The sequence below is a fragment of the Oecophyllibacter saccharovorans genome, assembly GCF_006542375.1.
Classification (GTDB): Bacteria; Pseudomonadota; Alphaproteobacteria; order Acetobacterales; family Acetobacteraceae; genus Oecophyllibacter; species Oecophyllibacter saccharovorans.
The window spans coordinates 792,535-814,735 of record NZ_CP038143.1 but is presented as its reverse complement, the minus strand read 5'-3'; the positions used below and the strand labels follow the sequence as shown (position 1 = coordinate 814,735).

Below are 22,201 nucleotides of genomic sequence, written 5' to 3'. Positions count from 1 at the left end.
CGATGACTGCCGGAAAGTCACGACAAAAACAGGGAAAAGAGCGTTTGCAGAACGCCGGTTTTGTTCAGGGCGAGGAAGCGCTGCTGCCAATTGCTGCAGGCCGGGCAGGCGCAGGCGGGACCGAGTGCGTGGGCAAGCCCTGGGCCGCTGTATCGGGGGCAGGCGGAGCGGCAGGGGCGGCCGAGAAAGTGGCGGCGGCCTCGGTATGGTTTGCACCGACATGGTTGCTCAGAGGGGCGGGCTGCGTAGGCGCTGCCGGTCTTGGCGCGGCAGCGGGAGGTTGGGTCTTCTGGAGCGTGTTCTGGTTCTGTACGCCGCTACCGTTTTGCGCCTGTGGCAGCGGCGCCTGGGGCGGGACGGGATTAGGTGCGGCCTGTGCGGCAGGTTGGCTCTCGGCCGGTAAGGGCTGCTGGGCAGGAACGCTTGAAGGGGCAGGTCCTGAGCTTGCAAGCGCATGAACGGTGGTCGGGCCTGTATTGGTCAGGGTGCCCGTTACCGGGCCGAGCGTGACGACAGCATGGCCGGAAGCGTTCACATGGGCGATCTGGACCGTGGCCAGAATGCTGGCATGCGCCTGGTCCGTCACAGTCAGGGCAAGCAGGTCGATCTGCCCGCTCTGCAGCCGCAATGCAGCGGTGCCGCTGGCCTGCACGGAGAGGGCGGTCAGGTGCGCCTGGTCAACAGTGGCTGTGCTGGCGCCGTCCATGACAATCTGCCCGGCCCGGTTGAGCTGGCTGATCGCGGCGGTTGCGGTGCCGTGCAGGGCCAGGCTCAGCGAGGGCACCTGATCTGCAGTCAGGCTGGCATCAGTCAGGTTGGCATCAAGACCGGCCACAGGCCCGCTGAGCGTGAAAGCGGCATGCGGACTGTCCTGCAGGTTCAGCATGGTGGCAGGGGAGATGCGCAGCACCAGCCGTGCGCCGGGCACGCAGCGCAGGCTCAGCCCCAGCATTTTCGTGGCGCCATCGGCCGTGGTCTGCACCTGCGGCGCGGCCCCGTGGCTTTCCTGCAGGGTAATGCCGGAAGCCAGCGCCGGATCGGCAATGATCTTCACCTGTGCACAGGGGGCGGAGAGATCCAGCTCCTCGCCCTGCATATGCGTGCCAGCCGCCAGCGTCCCCGCAGCCCAAGCGCGGTCAGCCGTTGCGCCTGTGACTATGCTCGTCAGGCACAGCCCGGCAAACAGAAGACCAGCCAGCCGGGCAGCTTTCGGGCTGTGCGACGCCAGACGGAGGGAAGACGAGGAAGGAGAGCGCACGACGGAAACTTTCATCGGGTGTCGTTCATCTGAAGTGACGGCTGAAATGACGGCAGGGCGGCTCAGAAAGCAGGCCGGACCTGGGCCTTAAACATTAAGTGAATAGTGAATTAAAACGGAGAAAATAGGGCCGGACAATTCTTTTTCCCATTGCCCCGTTTTATAGGTTTGAGCCCCTTGGTTGGCAGGGGCAGAAATTACCCGGCTTTAATCTATCCTCCGCCCCAGCCGGTGATAGGTGAAGCCTGCCGCGCGCATTTCTTCAGGGGACCATAGGTTGCGGCAGTCGATCACCAGGCGGCCGGGCATCAGGCGGGCCAGGGTTTGGGGGGTGAGGGCGCGGAAAAGGGGCCATTCAGTCAGCACCACCACCAGCTCTGCCTGTGCCAGCGCGTCTTCTAGACTGGCGGCAAATCTCAGCCCCTCCCTCTGGCCCAGCTGCGCGCGGGCCTGGGCCATGGCCTGGGGGTCGTAGAGGTGCAGTCGGGCGCCGGCTTCCAGCAGCAGGGGCAGGATCGTCAGGGCGGGAGCGTCGCGCATGTCGTCCGTGCCGGCTTTGAAGGCCAGGCCCAGAACGGCGATCTGCACCTCGCCGTTCTGGGGGCGTTCGGCGGCATCGGGATCAGAGGAAAGAGGGCGGAGCGTTGCGGCAAGGGTGAGGATGCGCTCAGCCAGGCGGCGCTTGCGGGCCTCGTTCGTGGCGATGGTCGTCTCCACCAGCTGCATGGGCGTGCCCTTCTGCCGTGCAGTGGTGGCCAAAGCGCGCGTATCCTTGGGAAAGCATGAGCCGCCATAGCCCGGGCCGGGCTGCAGAAAGGCAGCGCCGATGCGCGGGTCCAGCCCCATGCCGCGGGCGACTTCCTCGATCACCCCGCCGCTCGCCTCGCAGAGATCAGCCATTTCATTGATGAAAGTGACCTTGAGAGCCAGGAAGGCATTGGCGGCGTATTTGGTCAGCTCCGCACTTTCCAGTCCCATGAAGGCCAATCTGTCCGGGGTCAGGGAAGAAGTGGCAGAACAGTAAAGACGGGTGAGGAAAGCCCGGGCGCTCTCTGCCCCAGGGCGCTGGCCATCAAGGCCGATCACCACGCGGTCGGGCTGCATGAAATCATTGATCGCTTCGCCTTCGCGCAGGAACTCCGGATTGGAAGCGACCGTGAAGCGCAGATCCGGCCTGAGCTCTGCCAGTTTCCGCGCAACATCGCGCCCGGTACCGACAGGCACGGTGGACTTCATGACCACCAGAAGCTCGCGCCCGTCCGGAAGGTTTTCCGCACAGCGTGCCAGCTCTTCCACCACCTGGGAGACATAGCGCAGATCCGCATGGCCGCTGCCGCGCCGCGCAGGTGTGCCCACGGCGATGAACACCGCCTCCCGCCCCGGCAGGGCTTCAGCCAGATGGCCGCAGAAGGCCAGGCGCCCGGCAATGCGCTGGCGCTCCAGCAGAGCAGCAAGCCCCGGTTCGTAAATGGGCATGTCGCCAACCTGTAGGCGGGCAAGCCGGGCCCGGTCCTGCTCTATGACGGTCACTTCTGCCCCGAAAGCGGCCAGACAGGCGCCTGAGACCAGCCCCACGTAGCCGCCGCCGATCAGAGCCAGCCGTGGTGGGGCGTGGGCAACGTGTTCGGCAGCTGACTCTGGCGCAGAAGGAGCTGTCACGGGAAAACTTAGTTGAACGGCATGTAGCGGAACGACATCATGACCACGTCGTCATCGGTGTGGGGCTTGCCGCCCGAGCCCGAGAAGGCCTCGAGATAGTTATGGGCATATTGCGCGCCGACCAGGATGCTGCCGTAATCGCCGCGCGCCGCTGTATACCAGAAGCCGGCCGTGGCCTCAGCTGAAAGCCGCACATTTGATGAAGCCGCGCAGTTGGTTGACAGCTCCACCCCGCAGCCGCCCATGTCGTAACGCCGGTTGCCGTAGCCGTAAGCTCCCGTGCCGACATTGAAGCTGCGGCGGCCCAGAACCTCTTCAGCACCGCCGTACATATACAGGCGCAAAGCCGGTGTGGGGTTGCCCCACAGCCCGACCAGCAGGCTTGCCTCAGGCAGCGGCACCGGCTGGCCGTGCCGGCCGAAGGTATAATCGGGAAAGCCCGCACTGCCGTAACGCCCGATACCTTTGCCCACCATGCCGGACGCCCGGAAGAAGAGGCGGTCGGGAATGATCGGCACCACCATGCTGCCGCCGCCGCCGCCGCCCACAACCGTCTGGTTGCGCCCGCCCCCGACCCAGCTGTTGCGGGTGCGGAAATACCGCATGAGGCCCGCGATCTCGTAATGCCCCCAGCCCGGATCAGCGGCGAATTTCAGCACCGTGTCAGGATAGGGGTTGGCGGAATAGGCGGCATCGGGGTTGTTGGTGCTGGTGCCCTTGACGCCGTCGGTGATCCGGTGGCCTGGCGCGATCCAGGCCTGTTTGGGATTAGAGCTGGCCTGGCTGGGGGATTCGATGGAGAGGCCGAGGCTGTAGTCTTCCGCCTGGTCGAAGGATTTGACCACGCGCAGCTGCGGGGCGCGCGTCCAGTTGAAGCCAGGCAGCAGATCGGTGTCGATGGTGATGGGAATCTGCTCGTCGCGCGCCAGCAGGCCATGGCCGTAGGGGGTGAGCAGGGACCAGTTCTGCCCGCCCAGGAAGAACCAGCCATCTTTTATGTCCTTGAGCTCGCCGTAGATGACGCGCGCGCGCGGCGAGTAGGAATCGGATTCGTGGGAATTGGCCGAGGCGCCAGCCGCCTGGAAGTCTATTTCCACGTAACCGTCAGCGACCAGCTTGTGGGTGATCATGCCTTCAGCCAGCACGCTGAGACGGCTGGAACGCTCGGTCTGCTGCCAGTTGGACAGATGATAGGCCGGCTCGTTCCCCCAGGGCGTGGCCATGAAGGAGGAGGCGAGGTCGGAGCCCGTCGTGCGCCGCCGCCAGATGCCCGCCGCCTCGAAGAAGCCGCCCAGCGTGAGGCGGACGCCACCGATCTGCAGCTGCCCGCGCCGCAGGGGGCCGTAAAGGTCAGGATGGGAGGGGGGCAGAGCGGTGATTTCGCCGTACGGGGTTTCGGCGGTCTGTGAGGGGGCGAGATTGCCACCGGGCGCGCCGAAGGTGTCAAAGAAACTTTCCGAGCGCGGAATTCTCTTGCTGTCCACCAGGCGTGCGGCCGGCGAGCCTTCCTTGAGCAGGCGCGGCTGGCTGAGCCCTGCCGGGGTCACGTTCTCGCCGCCAGGCGCGAAGGGGTCGGCTTCGAGCGATTCACGCTGGCGTTTGAGGGCTTCGCGCACGCGCTTGTTCTCGGCAGCCTGCTGGCGTTCCATCGTCGCCAGCTGGGCCTGCAGGGCGGCGATCTGCTTCTTCATCACCATCATGGCCTGGGGGGATACACCCTGGGCCCGTGCCTGGCTTCCCAGCCCCATGAGACCCAGCGAAGCTACCGCCACTGCCAGTGCTGCGCGCCCCAGGCAGCCCAGCTCAGCCCTTGCCGGGGGGCTGCCGGCCGGTGCGAATCCTTTCAGGATCGACAACCGTGATAAAAAGGCCAGCAAACAACACATGAGCAGGGGATCACCGTCAGGGAAGGGGCCGGTTGGAGCCCGGCCTGAAAACAGCCCTGACAGTGTAAGGCCTGAAGGAAGGGAGGAACACGTTCTTTAGGGTCTTCCCGCTACCAAGCCCGCTGACTGCTGCATGAATGCAACAGCCCCTCCAGGTACGGAAGGGCTGTTGCAGAGGCAACAAAAAGGAGCGGGGACTTCTCAGAAAGGCGCGTCGATATCCACCACGTCAATCAGCTTGTGATTGACGAACTCGTTGATGCCAAGGCCGATCAGCTCTCGCCCGAAGCCGGAACCCTTGATACCGCCGAAGGGCAGGTCAGCCTTCACCATGGTGGGATGGTTGACGAACATCATGCCGGTTTCCACCTGGTTGGCCACCCGCACGCCCCGCACCGTGTCGCGCGTGAAAACCGAGCCGCCGAGGCCGTAAGGGGAATCATTGGCACGCTCGATGGCCTCCTGCTCGGTGGCGACGCGGTAGATCTGCGTGACAGGACCGAAGAATTCCAGGTGCCGGGCCTCCTTGCCTTCCAGCCCGCTCATGAGGAGGGGGCGGAAGAAGGCGCCTTTCTCGGGCACGGGGCTGCCGATCGGCTCCACGGTCGCGCCTTCAGCCACCGCCTGGTCCACCTGGGCCTGCAAGGTCTTCTTGGCTTTCTGGCTGGACAGGGGTGCCAGCGTGGTTGCGGGGTCCATCGGGTCACCGGCTTTGAGCTTGGCGACCTCTGCCTTATAGGCGGCAACAAAGCGGTCATAAATGCCGTCCATGACGATCAGACGCTTGGAGGAGACGCAGACCTGCCCGGCATTCCAGTGGCGGCCGAAGGCGGCCCAGCGGGCAGTTTTCTCCACATCGGCATCATCAAGCACGATGAAGGCATCCGCCCCGCCGAGCTCCAGGGTGGCTTTCTTGCCCGCATTGCCGGCAATGCCGCCCACGATGCGCCCGGCCCGCTCCGAGCCGGTCAGCGCCACGCCGCAGACGCGCGGGTCGTTCAGCACTTTTTCGATGCTGCCGTGGTTGAGATAGAGATTCTGGTACAGCCCTGCGGGAAGCCCTGCTTTCTGCAGCAGCGCCTCAAAGGCGGCCGCGCATTGCGGCACGTTCGAGGAGTGCTTGACCAGCATGACATTGCCCGCAGAGAGCTGCGGGGCCGAGATGCGCGCCAGCTGATAATAGGGGAAGTTCCACGGCTCGACTGCAAACAGGATCCCGAGCGGCTGGGCGACCAGCCAGGCATGGCCTTCCTGCGGGGTTGCGACCGGCAGATGCTGCGGGTTGAGGAGCACCTGGGCATAACGGGCGTAATATTCGAAGATTTCGGCAGCCAGGATGACTTCCGCCTGTGCCTCGGCAAAGAGCTTGCCCATCTCGAGCGTGATGAGGCGGGCATGAGTGTCGCATTCCTGGCGCAGCAGGGTGGCGACGGCTGTCATGAGACGCGCGCGCTCGGCGAAATCGGTTTTGCGCCACGTCAGAAACGCCTTATGGCCTGCGCTCAGCGCCTGGTCGATCTGGCCATCGGTCGCATCGGGGAAAGTCTTGAGCTGTTCGCCCGTATAGGGGTTGGTGGTCGCATACATGATGACAGCTCCGGCAGTTGGAGACCTCGTCCGGCCCTGATCTGACTGCTGGATCTGAGTGGGGCCGGATGAGGAACATTTCATAGGGCACTTGATCAGTACCCAATTCAACCTAACAAGCCTGTCATGAAAAGAGAACCGGAATCTTCACTCTTTCCGTTCCTGTCGTTTTTGCCCGTTTCTGCCTGCATCCCGCGCGGAAAACCGGGCAGGCGCCTGTCAGTTGAAGGGCATGTAGCGCAGGGAGAAGAACACCATGTCGTCATCCGTATGGGGCTTGCCGCCGATGCCTGAAAAGGCCCGCAGCGTGGTGTGGGAATACTGCGCGCCGACCAGCAGCTTGCCGTAATCCCCCTGTGCTGCCGTATACCACGCGCCCGCCGTGGCCTGAGCTACGCTCTGGATGTTGCCGGCAGCCGCGCAGGCGGTGGAGAGCTCCGTGCGGCAGCCTGCCATGACGTAATGGGGGTTGCCGTAGCCGTAAGGCTTGCCGTCCGCATCGAAGCTGCGGCGGCTCAGCACTTTTTCAGCCCCTGCATAGGCGTAAAGCGTAAGTGTGCTGAGAGGGGTGGCGTAAAGGCCGAGCAGCAGGCTGGCTTCAGGCAGCGGAGAGGGCGCGCCGCCGCGGCGGAAGGTGAAGTCGGCCAGCCCAGCGCTGCCGTAGCGGCCGATGCCGCGCCCCACCAGTCCTGAAGCCTGGAAATACAGGCGTTTGTCGATCAGCGGCAGCACCATGCCCCCTCCACCGCCGCCACCCAGGACGGTCTTGTTGCTGCCGTGGCTTGAAGTCACCGCCCCGTCCAGCGCGCGGCGCGCCCAGGTGCTGCGGGTGCGGAAGAAACGCATGAGCCCCGTCAGCTCATAATGTCCCCAACCCGGATCAGCGCCCACCTTGGCCACCACGTCAGGCGCCGGATCGCTGGCGTAATAGGTATCGGGATTGTTGATGCCCGTGCCGCTGACCCGGTCGGTGACCTGGTGCTGGGGGGTATCGGGGTAGCGACCCGCGATGACAGCGCTGGGATTTTCAATGGAGAGGGCCGCGCCGTAGCGCTCCTCACGCCCGAAGGTCTTGAGCAGGCGAACCTGGGGGCTGCGGGTCCAGTTGAAGCCCGGCACATACTGGGCCTCGATGACCAGGGGTGTCTGCTCGTCGCGCGGGAACATGCCCTTGTTGAACAGGGTGACGAGCGACCATTCCTGCCCGCCCAGGAAATACAGCCCGTCGCGCCGGTCCTTGAGCTCGCCGTACAGCACGCGCGGGCGCAGGGTATAGGAGTTGGACTGGCGGGAGTTGGAGGAAGAGCCCGAGGATTGGAAGTCGACCTCCACGTAGCCGTCCGCCTCCAGGCGCCGGGTGATCATGCCTTCAGCCAGCAGGCTGAAGCGGCTCTGGCGCTCGCTCTGGTGCCAGGAGCTCATGTAATAAGCCGACTGGTTGGCCCAGGGAATGGAGGAATAGGAAGAGGCGATGTCCGCACCCATGGTGCGGGAACGCCAGAAGCCCGTCGCCTCGATGAAGCCGCCGAGCGTGAGGCGGATGCCGCCGATCTGCAGCTGCCCGCGTCGCAGGGGCCCGTAGAGGTCGGGATGGGCTGGTGGCGTTGCGGTAAGCTCGCCGTAAGGGGTGCTGGCTGTGCGTGCAGGCAGGAGGTCGGCGCCTGAGAAACCGAAGAGATCGACGTGTTTCTGCGCCAGGGTTTCTGCCCGTGCTTCCTCTTCAGTGCGTGCCAGCAGCGGTGCGGCCGGGGAATCAGGGGGCAGGAAAGGAGGGGCGGCCTGCGCGCGGAGCGGCTGCTGGGCCGGCCGGTAGGGATCGGCTTCGAACAGAGCGCGCTGGCGCTGGAGCTCAGCCTGGAGCTGCTGGTGCTCGCGCGCCTGTTTCTTCTTGAGCGCCTTGACCTCGGCCTGCATGGCGGTGATCTGGCGCTCCATGCGATCAATCATGCTGGCTGTATCAGCGGCCTGCGCCGTATCTGAACAACCCGGAAACGGGATAAAAGCGCTCATCCCCCACACCACGCTGCCGAGTGAGAGAAGCGGCAGTGCCATGCGGGAGCGGCGCTGATAAAAGCAGGTGGGTAGAGGGACGGTCCTGTTACGGGGCGTAGGTGTCATTTCAGGCGACCTGCCGGGTTTGTTAAGGACAGGCAACGATTAACCCGCCAGCTTCTGCTTGACCAGTGGTTCCGGCTTTGGATTCTCTCCCTGCAGCCCTATTATGGGACAAGTGGGAAAAACTGTGGTCATCAAGCCACGCGAAAGGCTGACTGGCAGTCCGGGGCGGCACTGCGGGCAGGGGAGCGGGAAGAAGATGCGGGATCGCTGTTCAGACCGGCATGGTGCCGAAAGACCGTGCAGGCATCAGGCATCAGGCAGGGCAGCTTTTGTGGCTGCACTTGCCCTCATACTCATTCAGGCCGGCAGTCCGGTCGGGCGCGCGCAGGCTGATACGCTGCTGGAGCCCCAGGCGGCGCAGTCGGTCGAGCAGAATCTGCGCGGCGTCACCATTACCGGTGCCGGTTCCAGCTTTGCCGCGCCGGTCTATCAGGGGTGGAGTCTGCCGGTACAGCGGGATCTCGGCATCGGGGTGAACTACCAGGCCATCGGCTCCAGTGCAGGGCAGGACCAGGTGATCGCCGGCACGGTGGATTTCGGCGCTTCTGACAAACCCATGGCGACCGCCCAGCTGCAGGCGACCCATCTCTATCAGTTTCCCACTGTGATGAGCGGCGTGGTGGTGATCGTCAACCTGCCCCGCAACGGGTCAGCGCCTGCCGGTTCCCGCACTCCTGCAACGCCCGCGCCCCTCAGGCTGGATGGACCAGTGCTGGCCGATATTTACGGCGGGGTGATCACGCGGTGGAATGATCCGCGTATCCGCAGGCTTAATCCAGGCCTGGTCCTGCCCGATGAGCTGATCGCTGCCGTGCACCGTGCCGATGGCTCGGGCACCACTTACGTGTTCACTTCCTATCTTTCCCTGGTGTCGCCGCAATGGCGCCAGCGCTTCGGGGCGGGCACCCTGGTCGGCTGGACGGGTGGCGATGGCGCGCGCGGCAATGACGGCGTGGCGGCGATCGTGCGGCAGGTGCCGTGGAGCATCGGCTACGTGGAATATGCTTATGCGGCGCAGAACCGTCTCGACATGGTGGCGCTGAAAAACCGGGCAGGAAATTACGTGCTGCCGACATTGGCAGGCTTTGCATCAGCCGTGGCTTCAGCTGACTGGAAGATCGGCCCGGGCCTCAATGGCGCGGTTGACCTTCTTGACCGCCCGGGTGCAGTGACCTGGCCGATCGTCACCCCCACCTATGCCCTGGTGCCGGCACGCCAGAGCGCTACGCGGACCGGCCACGGCGTGCGGGCCTTTTTCAACTGGGGCCTGACCCAGGGCGGTGCGGTGACCGAAAGGCTGGGCTATGTGGGGCTGCCTGCAGATGTGCAGGCCCGCATCCTGGCCGGCTGGCCGCGTTAAGCCACGCGGTTCCTGCCGGGCGGGCTGGATCAGTGCGGGTCCGTTTCCTGATCGCCCTTCTTTTCGGGCTTTCCGGGGTTGGGCCTGCCGGCGTGCCTGACAGCCGGCACGTGCAGGCTGGAAAGCAGCGTCAGCTGGTCTTCGCGGCGCAGGCCATGCCAGCTCAGCAGGGTATCGGCCAGAAAGGACATCAGCCCTGCCACTGTTGAGGCCAGGGCCGCGCCGAACATGGCCAGCATCCAGAGTGAAGTGGTGCTGTCGCGCAGCGTGCCCAGAAACAGGGCCATCGCCGCCCCGCAGGTGAAGGCCCCGCCCAGGGCGCAGAAAATAATGGCCAGATCCAGGGTGAAAATGCGGGTGCGCAGCCGCGCCTGGTGCAGCCGAAGCCGCTCAGGGGTATAGTAGGGATCGTTTGCGGGCTGTTTGGCTGCGTCAGAGCCGGAAGAGCTGTCTGAAGCGGCAGGCGGAGGCGCGGCCAAGGCTGCCAGCCGTTTGTTGACATCTTCGAGATGGTCGGAAACGCGTGCCAGACGAGTGTTGAAAATATTGATGAGTGTGCCGATGCCTGACAGCATGAACACGGGCGTCAGGGCCATCTGGATCAGATGCGCAGCACTGTTGACGCTGCCCGAATCAGGAAAGAGCTCGGAATAAAGGGGGGCGACCATGCGCGTCTTCTATCGGCTGGCGTCTGGGGCTGGCAAGATACCGGGCCTGGTGGGCGGATAACTCCGCCTAAGATCGGATAAGGAGAGGCCGGTGAAATGAGGTGGGCGATGAGAGTCAGTAACTGGAAAAAGCCGAGAAACCGATGCGCCGCAAACGCCACGCTGCTCCTGCTGACATCAGGGATGTTGCTGACAGGCGCCCTTACGGCACAGGCGCAGAGCAGCACACCGCTTGCGGAGACGCCTGTCTGCAGCGGGCCCGGCGCAAAAGTCGCCCTTGAATGCCGGACCTGGACTGAAATCGATGCCGCGCTGAAGCAAGGGATGCATACGGTCATCCTGCCTGTGGGAGGCACGGAGCAGAGCGGGCCATACATGGCTGTGGGCAAGCACAATCGTCGGGCCGAGCTGCTGGCCGACCGCATCGCTGAAACGCTGGACAGCCAGGGCATCGCAACGCTTGTCGCGCCGGTGATCCGGTATGTGCCTGAAGGCGGCACCTCGCCGCGTACGTCGCACATGCGGTTCGCAGGTACGCTTTCCATTCCCCCTGAGGTGTTTGTCAGGCTGGTGGAAGGCGCTGCGGAAAGCCTGAAGGCCCAGGGTTTCACCACCATCGTGCTGCTGGGCGACCATGGCGGCACCCAGGGCGCCCTGGCTCAGGCGGCGCAGGCGCTCAATCGCCGCTGGCGTGGCACGCGCGCACGCGTTCTCTACGTGCCTGGCTACTACCGCATCATTCCCGGCGCTTATGCAGACTGGCTGAAACGCCAGGGGCACGGGGCGGAGGTGGGGCTGCATGCCGAGCTGAGTGATACCGCGCTGATGCTGGCAGCCGACCCCAGCCTGGTACGCCAGCAGGCGCTTGCAGCTGCGCCGCAGAAGCCCGGCACGGCCCAGGGGGTCTATGGCGGTGACCCGCGCCATGCCACAGCAGCTCTGGGGCAGCGCGGACTTGAGATGCAGGTGAGCGAAACGGTGCAGGCCATCACGGCTTTTGAGCGTGCCGCCCCCTGAAACCCGGCCCTTCAAATATCCGTGCTTCCCGGGAGACACAGGTGTGGCTTACAGGCAGCAAGCCTAGTCGGAATTGCCAGCACTGAGGTGAATTGCCCGTTTGTCATTTTTCGTCAGCCAGAAATCAGGGCATAGTGCCGGGTGAAAATTTGGAAATCGACCGGAACCCCTGCAGATGGTTGGCACAGGCGTTCCAGGCAGCCTGAGGGCACTGGTTGCGCGTTCTGCGGGCAGAAGGTGTTTATCCCGGGGCTGCCAATCCATGGGAAGGAGCCCTCCAGAATGTTTGCGATGAAAACGCTGAAAAAGCCGTTCATGACGGCAGTGCTCAAGCCGCAGCCTTTCAGGCTGGCCCTGCTGGCAGCCGGCGCTCTGCTGGGACTGGCGACAGCCGGCGCGCAGGCGCAGGACGTGCCGCCGGAAGCCGGGTCGGGCAGCGCGGAAGCGCCCGCCGCTTCTTCGCCCGCTGACGTTTCTTCGGTCATCTCCCCAACCATCGCCAATGAGGCTGCCCCGGATGCTTCTTCTACCGGGGCAACCGGTGTCGCGCCTAAGGAAAGCCAGGAGGCCGCTCCGGCTGTTTCCCAGGCAGCGCCTGCCTCTCAGGTGCAGACCATTCCCGACATGCCGCCGGTGATCGATGCGCGGAACATCTACAGCGAGGCCTCGGGCCCTGAGAAGATGTCGCCGACCGTTGCCAATCACCTGACGCGCATCTATGTGCCCAACCTGCGCGGCAACAGCGTGTCAGTCATTGATCCGGCCACCGACAAGGTTGTGGATACGTTCAAGGTGGGGCGCTCGCCCCAGCATGTGGTTCCCTCATGGGACCTGAAGACGCTGTGGGTGACCAACAACAGCGAAGGGCATGCCGATGGCTCCCTGACGCCCATCGACCCGGTAACCGGCAAGCCCGGCAAGGCGATTGACGTTGATGACCCCTACAACATGTATTTTACGCCTGATGGCCACGAAGCCATTGTGGTGGCGGAAGCCAAGCGCCGCCTCGACTTCCGCGATCCCCACACCATGGCGCTGCACCAGTCGGTGGAAGTGCCGAAGTGTGAAGGCATCAACCATGCCGCCTTCTCGGCCGATGGCAGCTACGCATTGTTCACCTGCGAATTCGGGCGCTACATGGCCAAGGTCGATACCGTCAACCACAAGCTGCTGGGCATGCTGAAGCTCTCCAAGGGCGGCATGCCCCAGGACGTGATTGCAGCGCCTGACGGCCACAAGTTCTACGTGGCTGACATGCATGCTGACGGCGTGTTCACTATTGATGGTGACAAGTTCAAGGAAACCGGCTTCATTCCCACCGGGGTCGGCACGCATGGCCTTTATACCAACCGGGATGCAACCCGCCTTTACGTGGCCAATCGCGGCTCGCACATGGTGCATGGCCCGCGCCATTCCAAGGCAGGCGGTGTCACGGTGATCGATCTTGCAACCGACAAGGTGATCACGACCTGGCCGATCCCCGGCGGCGGCAGCCCCGACATGGGCAATGTCACGCCGGACGGCAAGCATCTCTGGCTTTCAGGACGCTTTGACGATGTTGTCTATGACATCAATACCCAGACGGGCGAGATGAAAAAGGTTCCGGTCGGCGCAGAACCTCATGGGCTTACGGTCTGGCCGCAGCCCGGGCGTTACAGCATCGGCCATACCGGCATCATGCGCTGAACGCTTGGCCTGACAGGAGGGCTTCACGACAGGTGCGGGAAACACCGTTTTCTGATCGGGGAAGGGGCTTACAGACTCCTGCCCCGATTTGATTTATTGACGCTTTCCCGGCTTTCCGATTGACTCAGGGTTCACAGCGGTTTCTGCCCGAGTGCCTGGCCTGGGGTCTTGAGGCGGAGACCGGATTTTCGGATATGACAGAACTCATGAAAAAGATCCTGCTCCTGGATGGGGGCCAGAAATTCGGCCATTCTGCCGGTCAGCTCAATGACAGCCTGACAGATTTCGCTCATGACCACCTGACCGCTTCCGGCCATGAGGTGCGCCAGACGCGGATTGCCCCGCTCGGCAAGGCCGGCGCGCCTGATGCCTATGATCCTGAAGAGGAAGTGGAGAAGATTCTCTGGGCCGATGCGCTGATCTGGCAGACGCCCGCCTGGTGGATGGGCGTGCCGTGGACGACCAAGAAATACATGGATGATGTCTTCACGGCAGGCCATGGCAGGCTTTACCGCAATGACGGGCGCACGCGCTCCGACCCGAGTTGCCTGTATGGCAGCGGTGGCATGCTGCAGGGCAAGAAATACATGCTGTCAGTGACGTGGAACGCGCCCCAGAAAGCCTTTACCGATCCGAAAGACTTTTTTGAGGGCAAGGGGGTGGACGGGGTTTATTTCCCCATGCACAAGGCGCAGCAGTTCCTCGGGATGGCACCCCTGCCGACCTTCATGCTCAATGATGTCATCAAGGACCCGCAGATCGAGCAGGATTACGCTCGCTACAAGGCCCATCTTGACAAGGTCTTTCCCGCCCACAGCCCGGCCTGAAACCTGGCGCAGGCCGGAAAGGGAAAAAGGCCTCAGGCCTTTTCTTCGCGGCTGATATCAGCTTTCAGCCCTTCGGCCTTCAGGCGCAGGATGCTGCGGTAGCCGTTCAGCGCCGTTTCAAGCGCTGGCAGGCCATGGGCTTTTACAAATTTTTCAAGGGCCAGTTTCTCGCCCGGTGTGGCGTGGCCGAGGAAAGTCTCAAGCGTGGCCGGCGCATTCAACTGCATATCGGCCTGGTCAAGCAGGCCGTCGACGGCGGCCAGCCACATTTTCTGGCCATAATATTTTTCGCGCATGAGGCACTCCTTCACTGAAACCGGGGTAGCTGATCCAGAGGGCTGGGGGCCAGCGCCCCTTTTCAACCAGTCAGCCACCCCATAGGATGGAATAAGCCTACACCTCTTTCCCGGGCAGTGTCACCAGCCATGCCGGCAGCGGGTTCTGTACAGCCAGGGGCTCCTGAGGGTTGCGGAAGTCTGAAAACAGATCGGAGAATACGCTGTTCATGTCATTGCGACCTGACCTGTTGAAAACCGGCCTGCGGTTCCGGGCTGGTTTTGGGCGTTGGGGTTTTGCGCAATTGGCTCTGTTGCTTATGGGCTGGCTCCTGCTGGCTTTCCTGGCCGGGAACCCGCATGCGTGGGGGCAGGCCGGCGCGCCCCAGCCGGGCACTGATGAGTTCACGGTTCCTGTTTCCAGCGCGCCGGTTGTCACGCGCCATACACGCGCCACCCTGGTTGCTGATCGCAGCACGATCATTGCGGGCCAGCCCTTCATGGCAGGGCTGCGCCTGCAGCTGCAGCCGGGCTGGCACAGTTACTGGGTCAACCCTGGCGATGCGGGCGATACGACGCGCCTGACCCTGTCACGCGCTGATCATGGCCTGCTGAAGACCGGTTCCCTGCAGTGGCCGCTGCCGCAGCGTCTGCCTGAAAGCGGGCTGATGGCTTACGCCTATACGGGCGATGTCCTGCTACCCATGCAGGTAACGGTGCCCCAGATTCCACAGGGAGTAGGCGGGTCGTCCGGTCCCCAGGTCGTGAAGCTGAAGGCGCATGCGGAGTGGCTGGTCTGTGCAGCACTCTGCGTGCCGGAAGAAGGGGAGTTCACTCTTGCCCTACCCTTACGCGCAGCAGCTTCCACTTCTAAGCCCCCTTCTTCTGATGCACCTTCCGGTGCCGGGCAGGATCTGTTTCGCACTACCCTGGCTGCCGTGCCCCCACCCCTGCCTGCAGGCGTGCAGGCCAGGCTGTTCATAGCAGCACCGTCCTCACCGGAAGCCCAGTTGCGCCTTGGGCTTTCCCCCCAGGCGCCGCAGGAGGGGACGCACAGACTGGCGCAGGTCTTGCAGCAGACGGGTGATGCCTGGTTTCTGCCCCTGACCCCCGGGGTGATCGACCAGGATGCGCCGCAGAAATGGCAGGTGACTGAAGAGACCGGGCATCCGGTCCTGAGCCTGCAGCTGCATGCCGAGCGGACGCGCAAACCGCCTTTCTGGCAGGCGCCGCTGCAGGGGGTGGTGGTGCTCAGGGAGAAGGGCGGAAAGACCGGCTCGGCACCCCTGGTTGCCTGGCGCGTGACTGCAGCTCCTGTTGTTTCGGCTCCAGGCGCCCCAGTCCGGGAAGAGCCCCGGGTCACACAGACCCTTCAGTCGGGAGAGAGCACGGACGTGAGCTCTTTCCTGGCGTTGATCGGCAGCGCTTTCCTGGGGGGATTGATCCTCAATCTCATGCCCTGCGTGTTTCCGGTGCTGGCTATGAAAGCGTTGGCGCTGGTGCGCGCGGGGCAGCAGGAAGCCCAGGGGCGTTCAGCACGCCGGTCGCGGCTGGAGAGTGCCGGGTTCTATACGCTTGGAATCGTCTTCAGCTTTCTTGCCCTGGGGCTTCTGCTGCTGGGTCTGAAGGCGGCTGGTGCGGGAAGCCTCGGTTGGGGGTTCCAGTTTCAGTCGCCAACCTTTGTGCTGGGCCTGGGTTGGGGATTTCTGCTGCTGGCCCTGAACCTGCTGGGTGTTTTCCAGATCACGGGGGGGCGGGCGGTCCGCAAGCTCGGCAATGTCTCGGTCTCTCCCAAGGGTCAGGGTGGCAGCCGAGCGGGGGATTTCCTGACCGGCTGCCTTGCTGTCGTGACGGCCACGCCCTGCACGGCGCCTTTCATGGGGGTGGCGATTGCCGGCGCGCTTGCAGCCGGACCGCTCGGGGCTGTCCTGTTGTTCGGCGCCATGGGTCTGGGGCTGGCCGCTCCTTATGTGCTGCTCGCCCTCTGGCCGGGGCTGGGCCGTTACCTGCCTGCGCCCGGCAGCTGGATGGAAACCTTCAGGCAGCTTCTGGCCTTCCTCCTGTTGGCCAGCGCGGCCTGGATGGTCTGGGTGCTGTCTTTTCAGCAGGGACCAGCCGGTGTGGGGCTGGCTCTGACGGGTGGCGTGGTTCTGGGACTGGGGGCCTGGGCCTGGGGCAAGGCGCAGACGCTGCTGTGGCAGGGGCGAAAAGGCTTGGGCCTAGCGACCTTGCGGTTCGTTGCGCTCGCCTGCCTGGTGCTGTGCCTTGTCGGGCTGGTGCTGGCAGGGAGAACCGCCCAGTCGCTGCAGGAACTTTCCGCCTCCAGCCCGCTTGAGGGCCCGAGCGGGGAAAAAGGCGCCAGTGCCTCGGTAACAGAGCCCTTTTCCCCTGGTCGCCTGGCTGAGCTGCGGAAGGCAGGACGGCCCGTGCTGGTGGACATGAGCGCTGCCTGGTGCCTGACCTGCCTGGTCAATGAACGTGTCGCGCTCGACACCCGTGCTGTGCAGCAGGCTTTCCGCCAGCACCGCGGCGTTATTCTGCGCGGCGACTGGACCAGGCGCGACCCCGTCATCACCGCATGGCTCCAGGCCCATCACCGCCAGGGCGTGCCGCTTTATGTGTTTTATCCGGCGCATTCCCCGGGCGTGCAGACTTCGGGGCAGATACTGCCCCAGCTTCTTACCCCAGGCCTCGTGCTCAAGGTCCTGAAGGAGAAGGATTCCCCGAAAACAGACAGCCTCCCCAACCCGTGAACGCACCGGAAAAGACACCTGTTTTTGATGGAATGTTAATATTCCCTTCATGACATTGTGCGAGAAGTATCGGGAGCGTGGGGAGAGAAAAACTGATGTGGGAGGATAGCGAGCACAATATGCCGTTAACGCAGTCACTGGGATGGTTCACAGGTCACGCACCCAGCCATGAAAGAGGGCATGAGCGGCCCCTGCTTCCCGCGCCTCCACGCGGCGCGGGTCATCGGTTGCGTCTGATCCTGAGGCAGCTCGTGCGACTGTGCCGTGATGCCTACGTCACGCATTCCTCCGTCATGGATGTGCAGCAGCTGGAAGGCCTGTCGCTGCGTATGCTGTTTCCGCTTTTTCTCCTGGCCCAGGGCATTGCCCTCCTGGCCATCGGCGCGCCGCTGGAATATGTGCCCGTTCCTGATGCGCCGCAGGGACTGATGCGCCTTGCCCTGTTCCTGAGCCTGGCCGGAGGGATCGGCATCTGGCTGGTGCCTCTGCCAAGGGAAACCCTGGCCCGGCAGGCTCAGGACGGAATTGGGGAGGGAAATGCAGCACAGGATAGAGTGCAGGAGAAACCGGGACCTGTCCGAGCCTGGCTTGACCGCTGGCGGGTGCGTTGGCCGGTCCTGCGCTGGACCATGCGGGCGCTGGCCATGGTGGTCGGCGGGCTGTGGGGCTGGGCGTTCGTCATACTCCTGGCGCGCCTGGGCGTGCATGCCTCGACTTTGGTCACCGTGGCCCTGTTGCTGACCGATGCCGGAATTTTCCTGATTTCCGTCAGCTGTGCCTCGATCCTGTATCTCTGCCTGATCAACGCCCCCCTGCTCTGGGAGCTGATCACCCTTTATCACCAGACGCACAAGCCTTATTACACGGCCTGCACCCTGATGGTGATCAGCAACCTGCTTTTCGTCTTTCTGGCCAGCACCGTGTTGCGCGTTCTGCTCGTGGGGTTTCAGGCCAACCGGCTTTTTCTTCACCAGCGCGACCGTATTCTGGCTCTCCTGCTCGGCGGTTCGGAGGAAGGGCGGCGTGACTGGCTGTGGGAAACCGATGCCAAGGGGCGCCTGCAGAATGTCTCGGCCGGGCTTGCCCACATGCTGCGCGCCAGCCCAGGCTCGCTGGACGGCAGGAAGTTCGTCCAGGTTCTGCAGCACGAGATCCGTCTGCGTGAAAAACCAGGCCAGCGCCTCTCCAGGGCCCGGCGTGTTTCAGTGCCCTACAGCCAGATGGCCAGCCTGAACCACCTGCAGGACTGTCTGGAACGGCATGTCTTTTTTCGTAATCTGGTGATCTGTGTGGTGGTGGAAGGCAAGCCGCGTTACTGGGCGCTCAGCGGCCGGCCGGTTTTTCACGACCAGGTCTTTCAGGGTTACGGCGGGGTGGGAACCGATGTGACCGAAGCGCATCAGGCCCAGAAGGTTGCCCTGTTCCAGGCCCGTCACGATGTTCTGACCGGTCTTGCCAACCGTGCGGCCTTTTTCGAGGACATGGGCGCCTACATGGTCCACAACGCCCAGTGGAGCGAGAATTACGCCCTATTCTGTCTTGATCTGGACGGGTTCAAGGCCATCAATGACCGTTACGGCCATGCGGCAGGCGATGAGGCCCTGAAGATCGTCGCCTCGCGCCTGTCCGGGGCTTTGGGAGAAAAGGCCCAGCTTTACCGCATCGGCGGTGACGAGTTCATTGCCCTGGTGAAGGAGGCTGAGCCCGACAGCGCCGCCCCGCTGGCCGAGCGCCTGCTGGAGACCCTGGCAAGTCCTGTCGTTCTGAAAGACGGCGTGCCCTGCACGCTTGGCCTCAGCATCGGTATTTTCCTGGGCGACAACAGCGGTCCGCAGACCGTGGAACAGGTTCTGGCCTGCGCTGATCTGGCCCTGTACGAGAGCAAGCGCATAGAAGGCAGCTGTTTCAGCTTCTACAAGCCGGACATGGAACGCGGGCTGCAGCGCGATCGCCAGCTGATCCGCGACCTGACGACTGCCCTGCAGGAAGAGACGCTCGATATCGTCTATCAGCCTTATTTCGATCTGCAGAGCCAGGGTCTGCTGGGCTTTGAAGCCCTGATCTCCTGGACCCATCCGGAATACGGGCGTCTGCCGACTGATGAGGTCATCAAGCTTGCCGAGGAATCAGGGCTGATCTATGAAGTCGGCCTTTATGTCCTGCGGCATGCGATGGCTTTTGCCCAGACCTGGCCTGAAACCGTTGCGCTGTCCCTCAATGTTTCAGCGCTGCAGCTCCGCACTGAAAGCCACCGCGAGGAATGGGTGCGCGCCCTGCTGGCAGGCGGCCTGCCGCTGGAGCGGCTGCAGCTTGAAGTGACGGAATCCATCTTCATGGACCTTTCACCCGCCCTTTATGCCAAGCTGGACCAGCTGCGCGCGCGTGGGGTGCGGATCGTGCTGGATGATTTCGGCAAGGGCTATTCCTGCCTGGCCTACCTGAACTTCTTCCCTTTCTCGAAAATCAAGCTGGACCGGCTTTTCGTGAGCGAGATGCTCTACAACCCCCGTGCGGCTGCCATCGTCAAAAGCACCATCGGGCTGGCTGTCGATCTGGGCCTGGCCGTGACGGCAGAAGGGGTGGAAACGGTCGATCAGTATGATTTCCTGGTCCGCCTCGGCTGCACGGAAGCGCAGGGATATTACTTCTCCCGCCCCCTCACGCCTGAAGCGGCCCGTGCCCTGATGAAGAAAGCCGAGACGTCCGATGGCTATCCTTTCGGCACCTGGTCGCATGGCAAGCCGGTTGAGCGGAGCTGGAAAAGCCGGTTCCTGTCCAGGAAACGGCGCCGCAATGCCAAACGGGTTGCCTGAAGCCAGACCGGCACAGGCCCTGTGCGGGAGACTTCAGAAATACCCGCGCAGGGTCAGGTTCAGTGAGCGTCCCATGGCCAGGACCGGGGGCGGTCCGTCCTGATTCATGGTGTTTCCCATCCCGCCGCTGAGGTCGCGCCCGCCAAGCGGCAGGTAATAACGTTGGTTGAGCAGGTTCTCCAGGCTGACATCAAGCTGCAGCGTGGGCGGCTCTGTTGACGGGCGGCCTGCGTGCCAGCGATAGCTCGCCCCAAGGCCGAGCAAGGCATAGCCTGGGGTACGGGGCTCGTCGCGCACCCAGTCGACCGTTTTCTTGGCCTTGACCAGGATGACTTCGGCATGCGCGCTCCAGGGGCCGCGGCTTTCCTCAAAGCGCAGCCTTCCGTTGAGAGGCATCTGCTGATAGAGCCCGGAATGCATGGTCAGGTCCTGGCCACGAACCCAGGAGAGCACGGCGCTCAACCGGCCTTCTCCCATCAGGGGTGAATGCCAGAGCAGAGCCTGCCCCCTGGCGTTGAGGCCGTAGCTCTGGGCGCGGTGATTGGCGAATTTCAGCCGGTAGATCCCAGGCCCCAACCTGGCAGTACGGTTGACGTCGATATAATTATGCGTGGCGGTGAAGAAAGGCTGCACTTCCATTTCCCAACGCCTGCTGCTGGAGAGCGGATCGTGGAAGCGCAGGGTGAAGCTGAAGGTATTGGCCACTTCCGGCTTGAGATTGAGCGTGCCGACATAGCCGTTGCCATCGCCGAACCAGCCGATCATGCGCGAAGCCATGCTGCTGACCCCCCAGGCGTAACGCTCGTAGAAGTTGGGCGAGCGGGTCTTGCGGGCCCAGCCGCCCTCAAGATGCAGAAAAGGCGTTGCCTCCCAGCGCGCCAGCAGGGTTGCGTCAAAATTGCTGTCGGTGCGCCTGCGTCGCGCCGCATTGAAGGCGCGGGCCGCCATGATGTCGGCAGAGGCGCCGTTCATGCCCATCGCGTTCCAGCTATAGGGGGAAACGCGGCCTGTATTCATCATGATCAGGTCGCTGCGTATGCCTGCTTCCGTGCTGAAACGCGGCGACCATTGCGCATTCCACTGCACGAAGTTTCCCAGGTGGTCGCGCCGACCGTGATTGATTTCATGCCATGTGCCCGGTCCCATCATCATGCTGCCCGGCACCGCAGGCCACCAATCGTTCAGACCATGATGCTCGAACGCACTGCCGAGGCACACGCCCTGCGTGGCCGAAAGAGTGACGGTGGCCCGCAGGTCGTAGCCTGCCTCGCGCCCGTCTGAATTCATCGGCATGCCTCTTTCGGCCCTCATGGGCATCATGCCCGCCATTGCCCTCATGCCCATACTGGCCCCCATGGGTGCGGGGCCGTGGCCGCCCTTGTCGCCCAGCATGTTCATGGCGTGGATCACCCGTTCCCAGAAGCCGCGCGCTTCCAGCACGCCCCAGTCGAAATTGCCGGCATAATGCCCGTTGACCACTGTAGTGCGGTTGTTTGTTTCGTCCATATACTGGTTGGGGAAAGCCTCATAAGGCACGTCCTGCTGACTGAAGGTGAAGTCGAACAGGTGATTGCCATGGCGCAACCCGGCCGTGACCGCCTGATTGAAGGTGAGATAGGACGTCGAAGCCACGCGCCCGCCCCCCTTGCCTGGAGCACGGCTGCCGCCAGCAGTGTAATCCGTGGCATGGGCGTAGGCGCCGCTGTAGCGCAGGCTGAGCTGGTCGGTGGCCACGGTGAAGGCTCCGGAAGCCCCTGAGCGCCCACCGTTGCTGCCCCAGTCGCCGCGCCCGTCCCCTGTGACCAGCACGCTGTCCTTGCGGCGCGCAAACTGTGGCGGTCGTCGGCTGACCGAGACGGTGCCGCCCGTGCTGTCACCGCCCATGCTGACCGAGGTGATGCCTGCCGTGGCACTGCTGCGCGCCATCAGGTCAGGCGATACCAGGGAGAGGGCCGGGTTCATTTCATTGGGGCAGTCAGCGCCCAGGCGCATGCCGTCAACGAAACTCGCCACGCGGTCAGCAGCCATGCCGTTGAGCACGGGCAGATCGGTGGTGCCGCCCGTGTTCCAGGCGCTGAACCCGGGAACATCGCGAAACAGGGAGGTCGTTTCCGCACTCTGTGTGAAGGGAGCTGCGTCGTGCCGCCGGGCAGTGACGTTAATCCGCTCAACCGGGGTGTTAGCGGCTGGCGCGAGGGTTGCAGGGGCGGCCCGAACTACAGTGGCAGTGACGAGCCACAGCCCGACCAGCACCAGGGCTGCTGGCAGGTGCCGGTCCTTTCGGGTCCGTTGTG

At 63.7% G+C, this 22,201-nt stretch carries 14 protein-coding genes; 6 read left to right on the top strand and 8 right to left on the bottom strand.

Annotated elements, in window-relative coordinates; all coding sequences use genetic code 11:
* Nucleotides 1-64: 64 nt before the first annotated feature.
* The 5 genes from E3E11_RS03515 to E3E11_RS03495 form a co-directional block, all read right to left on the bottom strand.
* Nucleotides 65-1,273 (bottom strand): hypothetical protein, encoded by a 1,209-nt coding sequence (locus E3E11_RS03515; protein ID WP_141451211.1) that lies wholly within the window; start codon nucleotides 1,271-1,273, stop codon nucleotides 65-67.
* 192 nt (nucleotides 1,274-1,465) lie between these two features.
* Nucleotides 1,466-2,851, bottom strand: a complete 1,386-nt coding sequence (locus E3E11_RS03510) for a UDP-glucose dehydrogenase family protein (RefSeq protein ID WP_141452096.1) — start codon at nucleotides 2,849-2,851, stop codon at nucleotides 1,466-1,468.
* 74 nt (nucleotides 2,852-2,925) lie between these two features.
* Complete coding sequence (locus tag E3E11_RS03505; RefSeq protein WP_141451210.1) at nucleotides 2,926-4,689, bottom strand: hypothetical protein; 1,764 nt, start codon at nucleotides 4,687-4,689, stop codon at nucleotides 2,926-2,928.
* A gap of 315 nt (nucleotides 4,690-5,004) precedes the next feature.
* Nucleotides 5,005-6,393, bottom strand: a complete 1,389-nt coding sequence (locus E3E11_RS03500) for an NAD-dependent succinate-semialdehyde dehydrogenase (RefSeq protein WP_141452095.1) — start codon at nucleotides 6,391-6,393, stop codon at nucleotides 5,005-5,007.
* Between the two features lie 216 nt (nucleotides 6,394-6,609).
* A complete protein-coding gene (locus E3E11_RS03495; RefSeq protein ID WP_141451209.1) occupies nucleotides 6,610-8,442 on the bottom strand; it encodes an OmpH family outer membrane protein in 1,833 nt (610 codons plus the stop codon).
* Nucleotides 8,443-8,779: 337 nt separating this feature from the next.
* Here E3E11_RS03495 and pstS point away from each other — a divergent pair, with 337 nt between their 5' ends.
* Entirely contained in the window at nucleotides 8,780-9,868 is a 1,089-nt protein-coding gene (pstS, locus tag E3E11_RS03490) for a phosphate ABC transporter substrate-binding protein PstS (protein WP_231118983.1), read from the top strand.
* A 29-nt stretch (nucleotides 9,869-9,897) separates the two neighbouring features.
* On the opposite strand, the gene E3E11_RS03485 is transcribed toward pstS, so the two are convergent.
* Nucleotides 9,898-10,536, bottom strand: a complete 639-nt coding sequence (locus E3E11_RS03485) for a DUF2721 domain-containing protein (protein WP_231118982.1) — start codon at nucleotides 10,534-10,536, stop codon at nucleotides 9,898-9,900.
* Nucleotides 10,537-10,719: 183 nt separating this feature from the next.
* Between E3E11_RS03485 and E3E11_RS03480 the strand changes: the two genes are divergently transcribed.
* From E3E11_RS03480 to E3E11_RS03470, 3 genes are all read left to right on the top strand, one after another.
* Nucleotides 10,720-11,553 (top strand): creatininase family protein, encoded by an 834-nt coding sequence (locus tag E3E11_RS03480; RefSeq protein ID WP_195804972.1) that lies wholly within the window; start codon nucleotides 10,720-10,722, stop codon nucleotides 11,551-11,553.
* Nucleotides 11,554-11,868: 315 nt separating this feature from the next.
* Nucleotides 11,869-13,239: a YncE family protein gene (locus E3E11_RS03475; RefSeq protein WP_195804978.1), complete on the top strand. Its 1,371-nt coding sequence runs from the start codon at nucleotides 11,869-11,871 to the stop codon at nucleotides 13,237-13,239.
* Nucleotides 13,240-13,445: 206 nt separating this feature from the next.
* Nucleotides 13,446-14,066, top strand: coding sequence for an NAD(P)H-dependent oxidoreductase (locus E3E11_RS03470; RefSeq protein WP_141452092.1), 621 nt, complete (start codon nucleotides 13,446-13,448; stop codon nucleotides 14,064-14,066).
* A gap of 32 nt (nucleotides 14,067-14,098) precedes the next feature.
* Here the strand turns inward: E3E11_RS03470 and E3E11_RS03465 are convergent, their stop codons facing one another.
* On the bottom strand, nucleotides 14,099-14,362 hold the full coding sequence (locus E3E11_RS03465; protein ID WP_141451206.1) for a hypothetical protein: 264 nt from the start codon (nucleotides 14,360-14,362) through the stop codon (nucleotides 14,099-14,101).
* Between the two features lie 209 nt (nucleotides 14,363-14,571).
* Here E3E11_RS03465 and E3E11_RS03460 point away from each other — a divergent pair, with 209 nt between their 5' ends.
* Nucleotides 14,572-17,094, top strand: a complete 2,523-nt coding sequence (locus E3E11_RS03460; protein ID WP_141451205.1) for a protein-disulfide reductase DsbD family protein — start codon at nucleotides 14,572-14,574, stop codon at nucleotides 17,092-17,094.
* 119 nt (nucleotides 17,095-17,213) lie between these two features.
* On the top strand, nucleotides 17,214-19,907 hold the full coding sequence (locus E3E11_RS03455) for a putative bifunctional diguanylate cyclase/phosphodiesterase (RefSeq protein WP_168189190.1): 2,694 nt from the start codon (nucleotides 17,214-17,216) through the stop codon (nucleotides 19,905-19,907).
* Nucleotides 19,908-19,940: 33 nt separating this feature from the next.
* Here the strand turns inward: E3E11_RS03455 and E3E11_RS03450 are convergent, their stop codons facing one another.
* Nucleotides 19,941-22,160 carry a TonB-dependent receptor gene (locus E3E11_RS03450; protein WP_231118981.1) on the bottom strand — a complete coding sequence of 740 codons (2,220 nt, stop codon included), beginning with the start codon at nucleotides 22,158-22,160 and terminating at the stop codon, nucleotides 19,941-19,943.
* Between the last annotated feature and the right edge of the window lie 41 nt (nucleotides 22,161-22,201).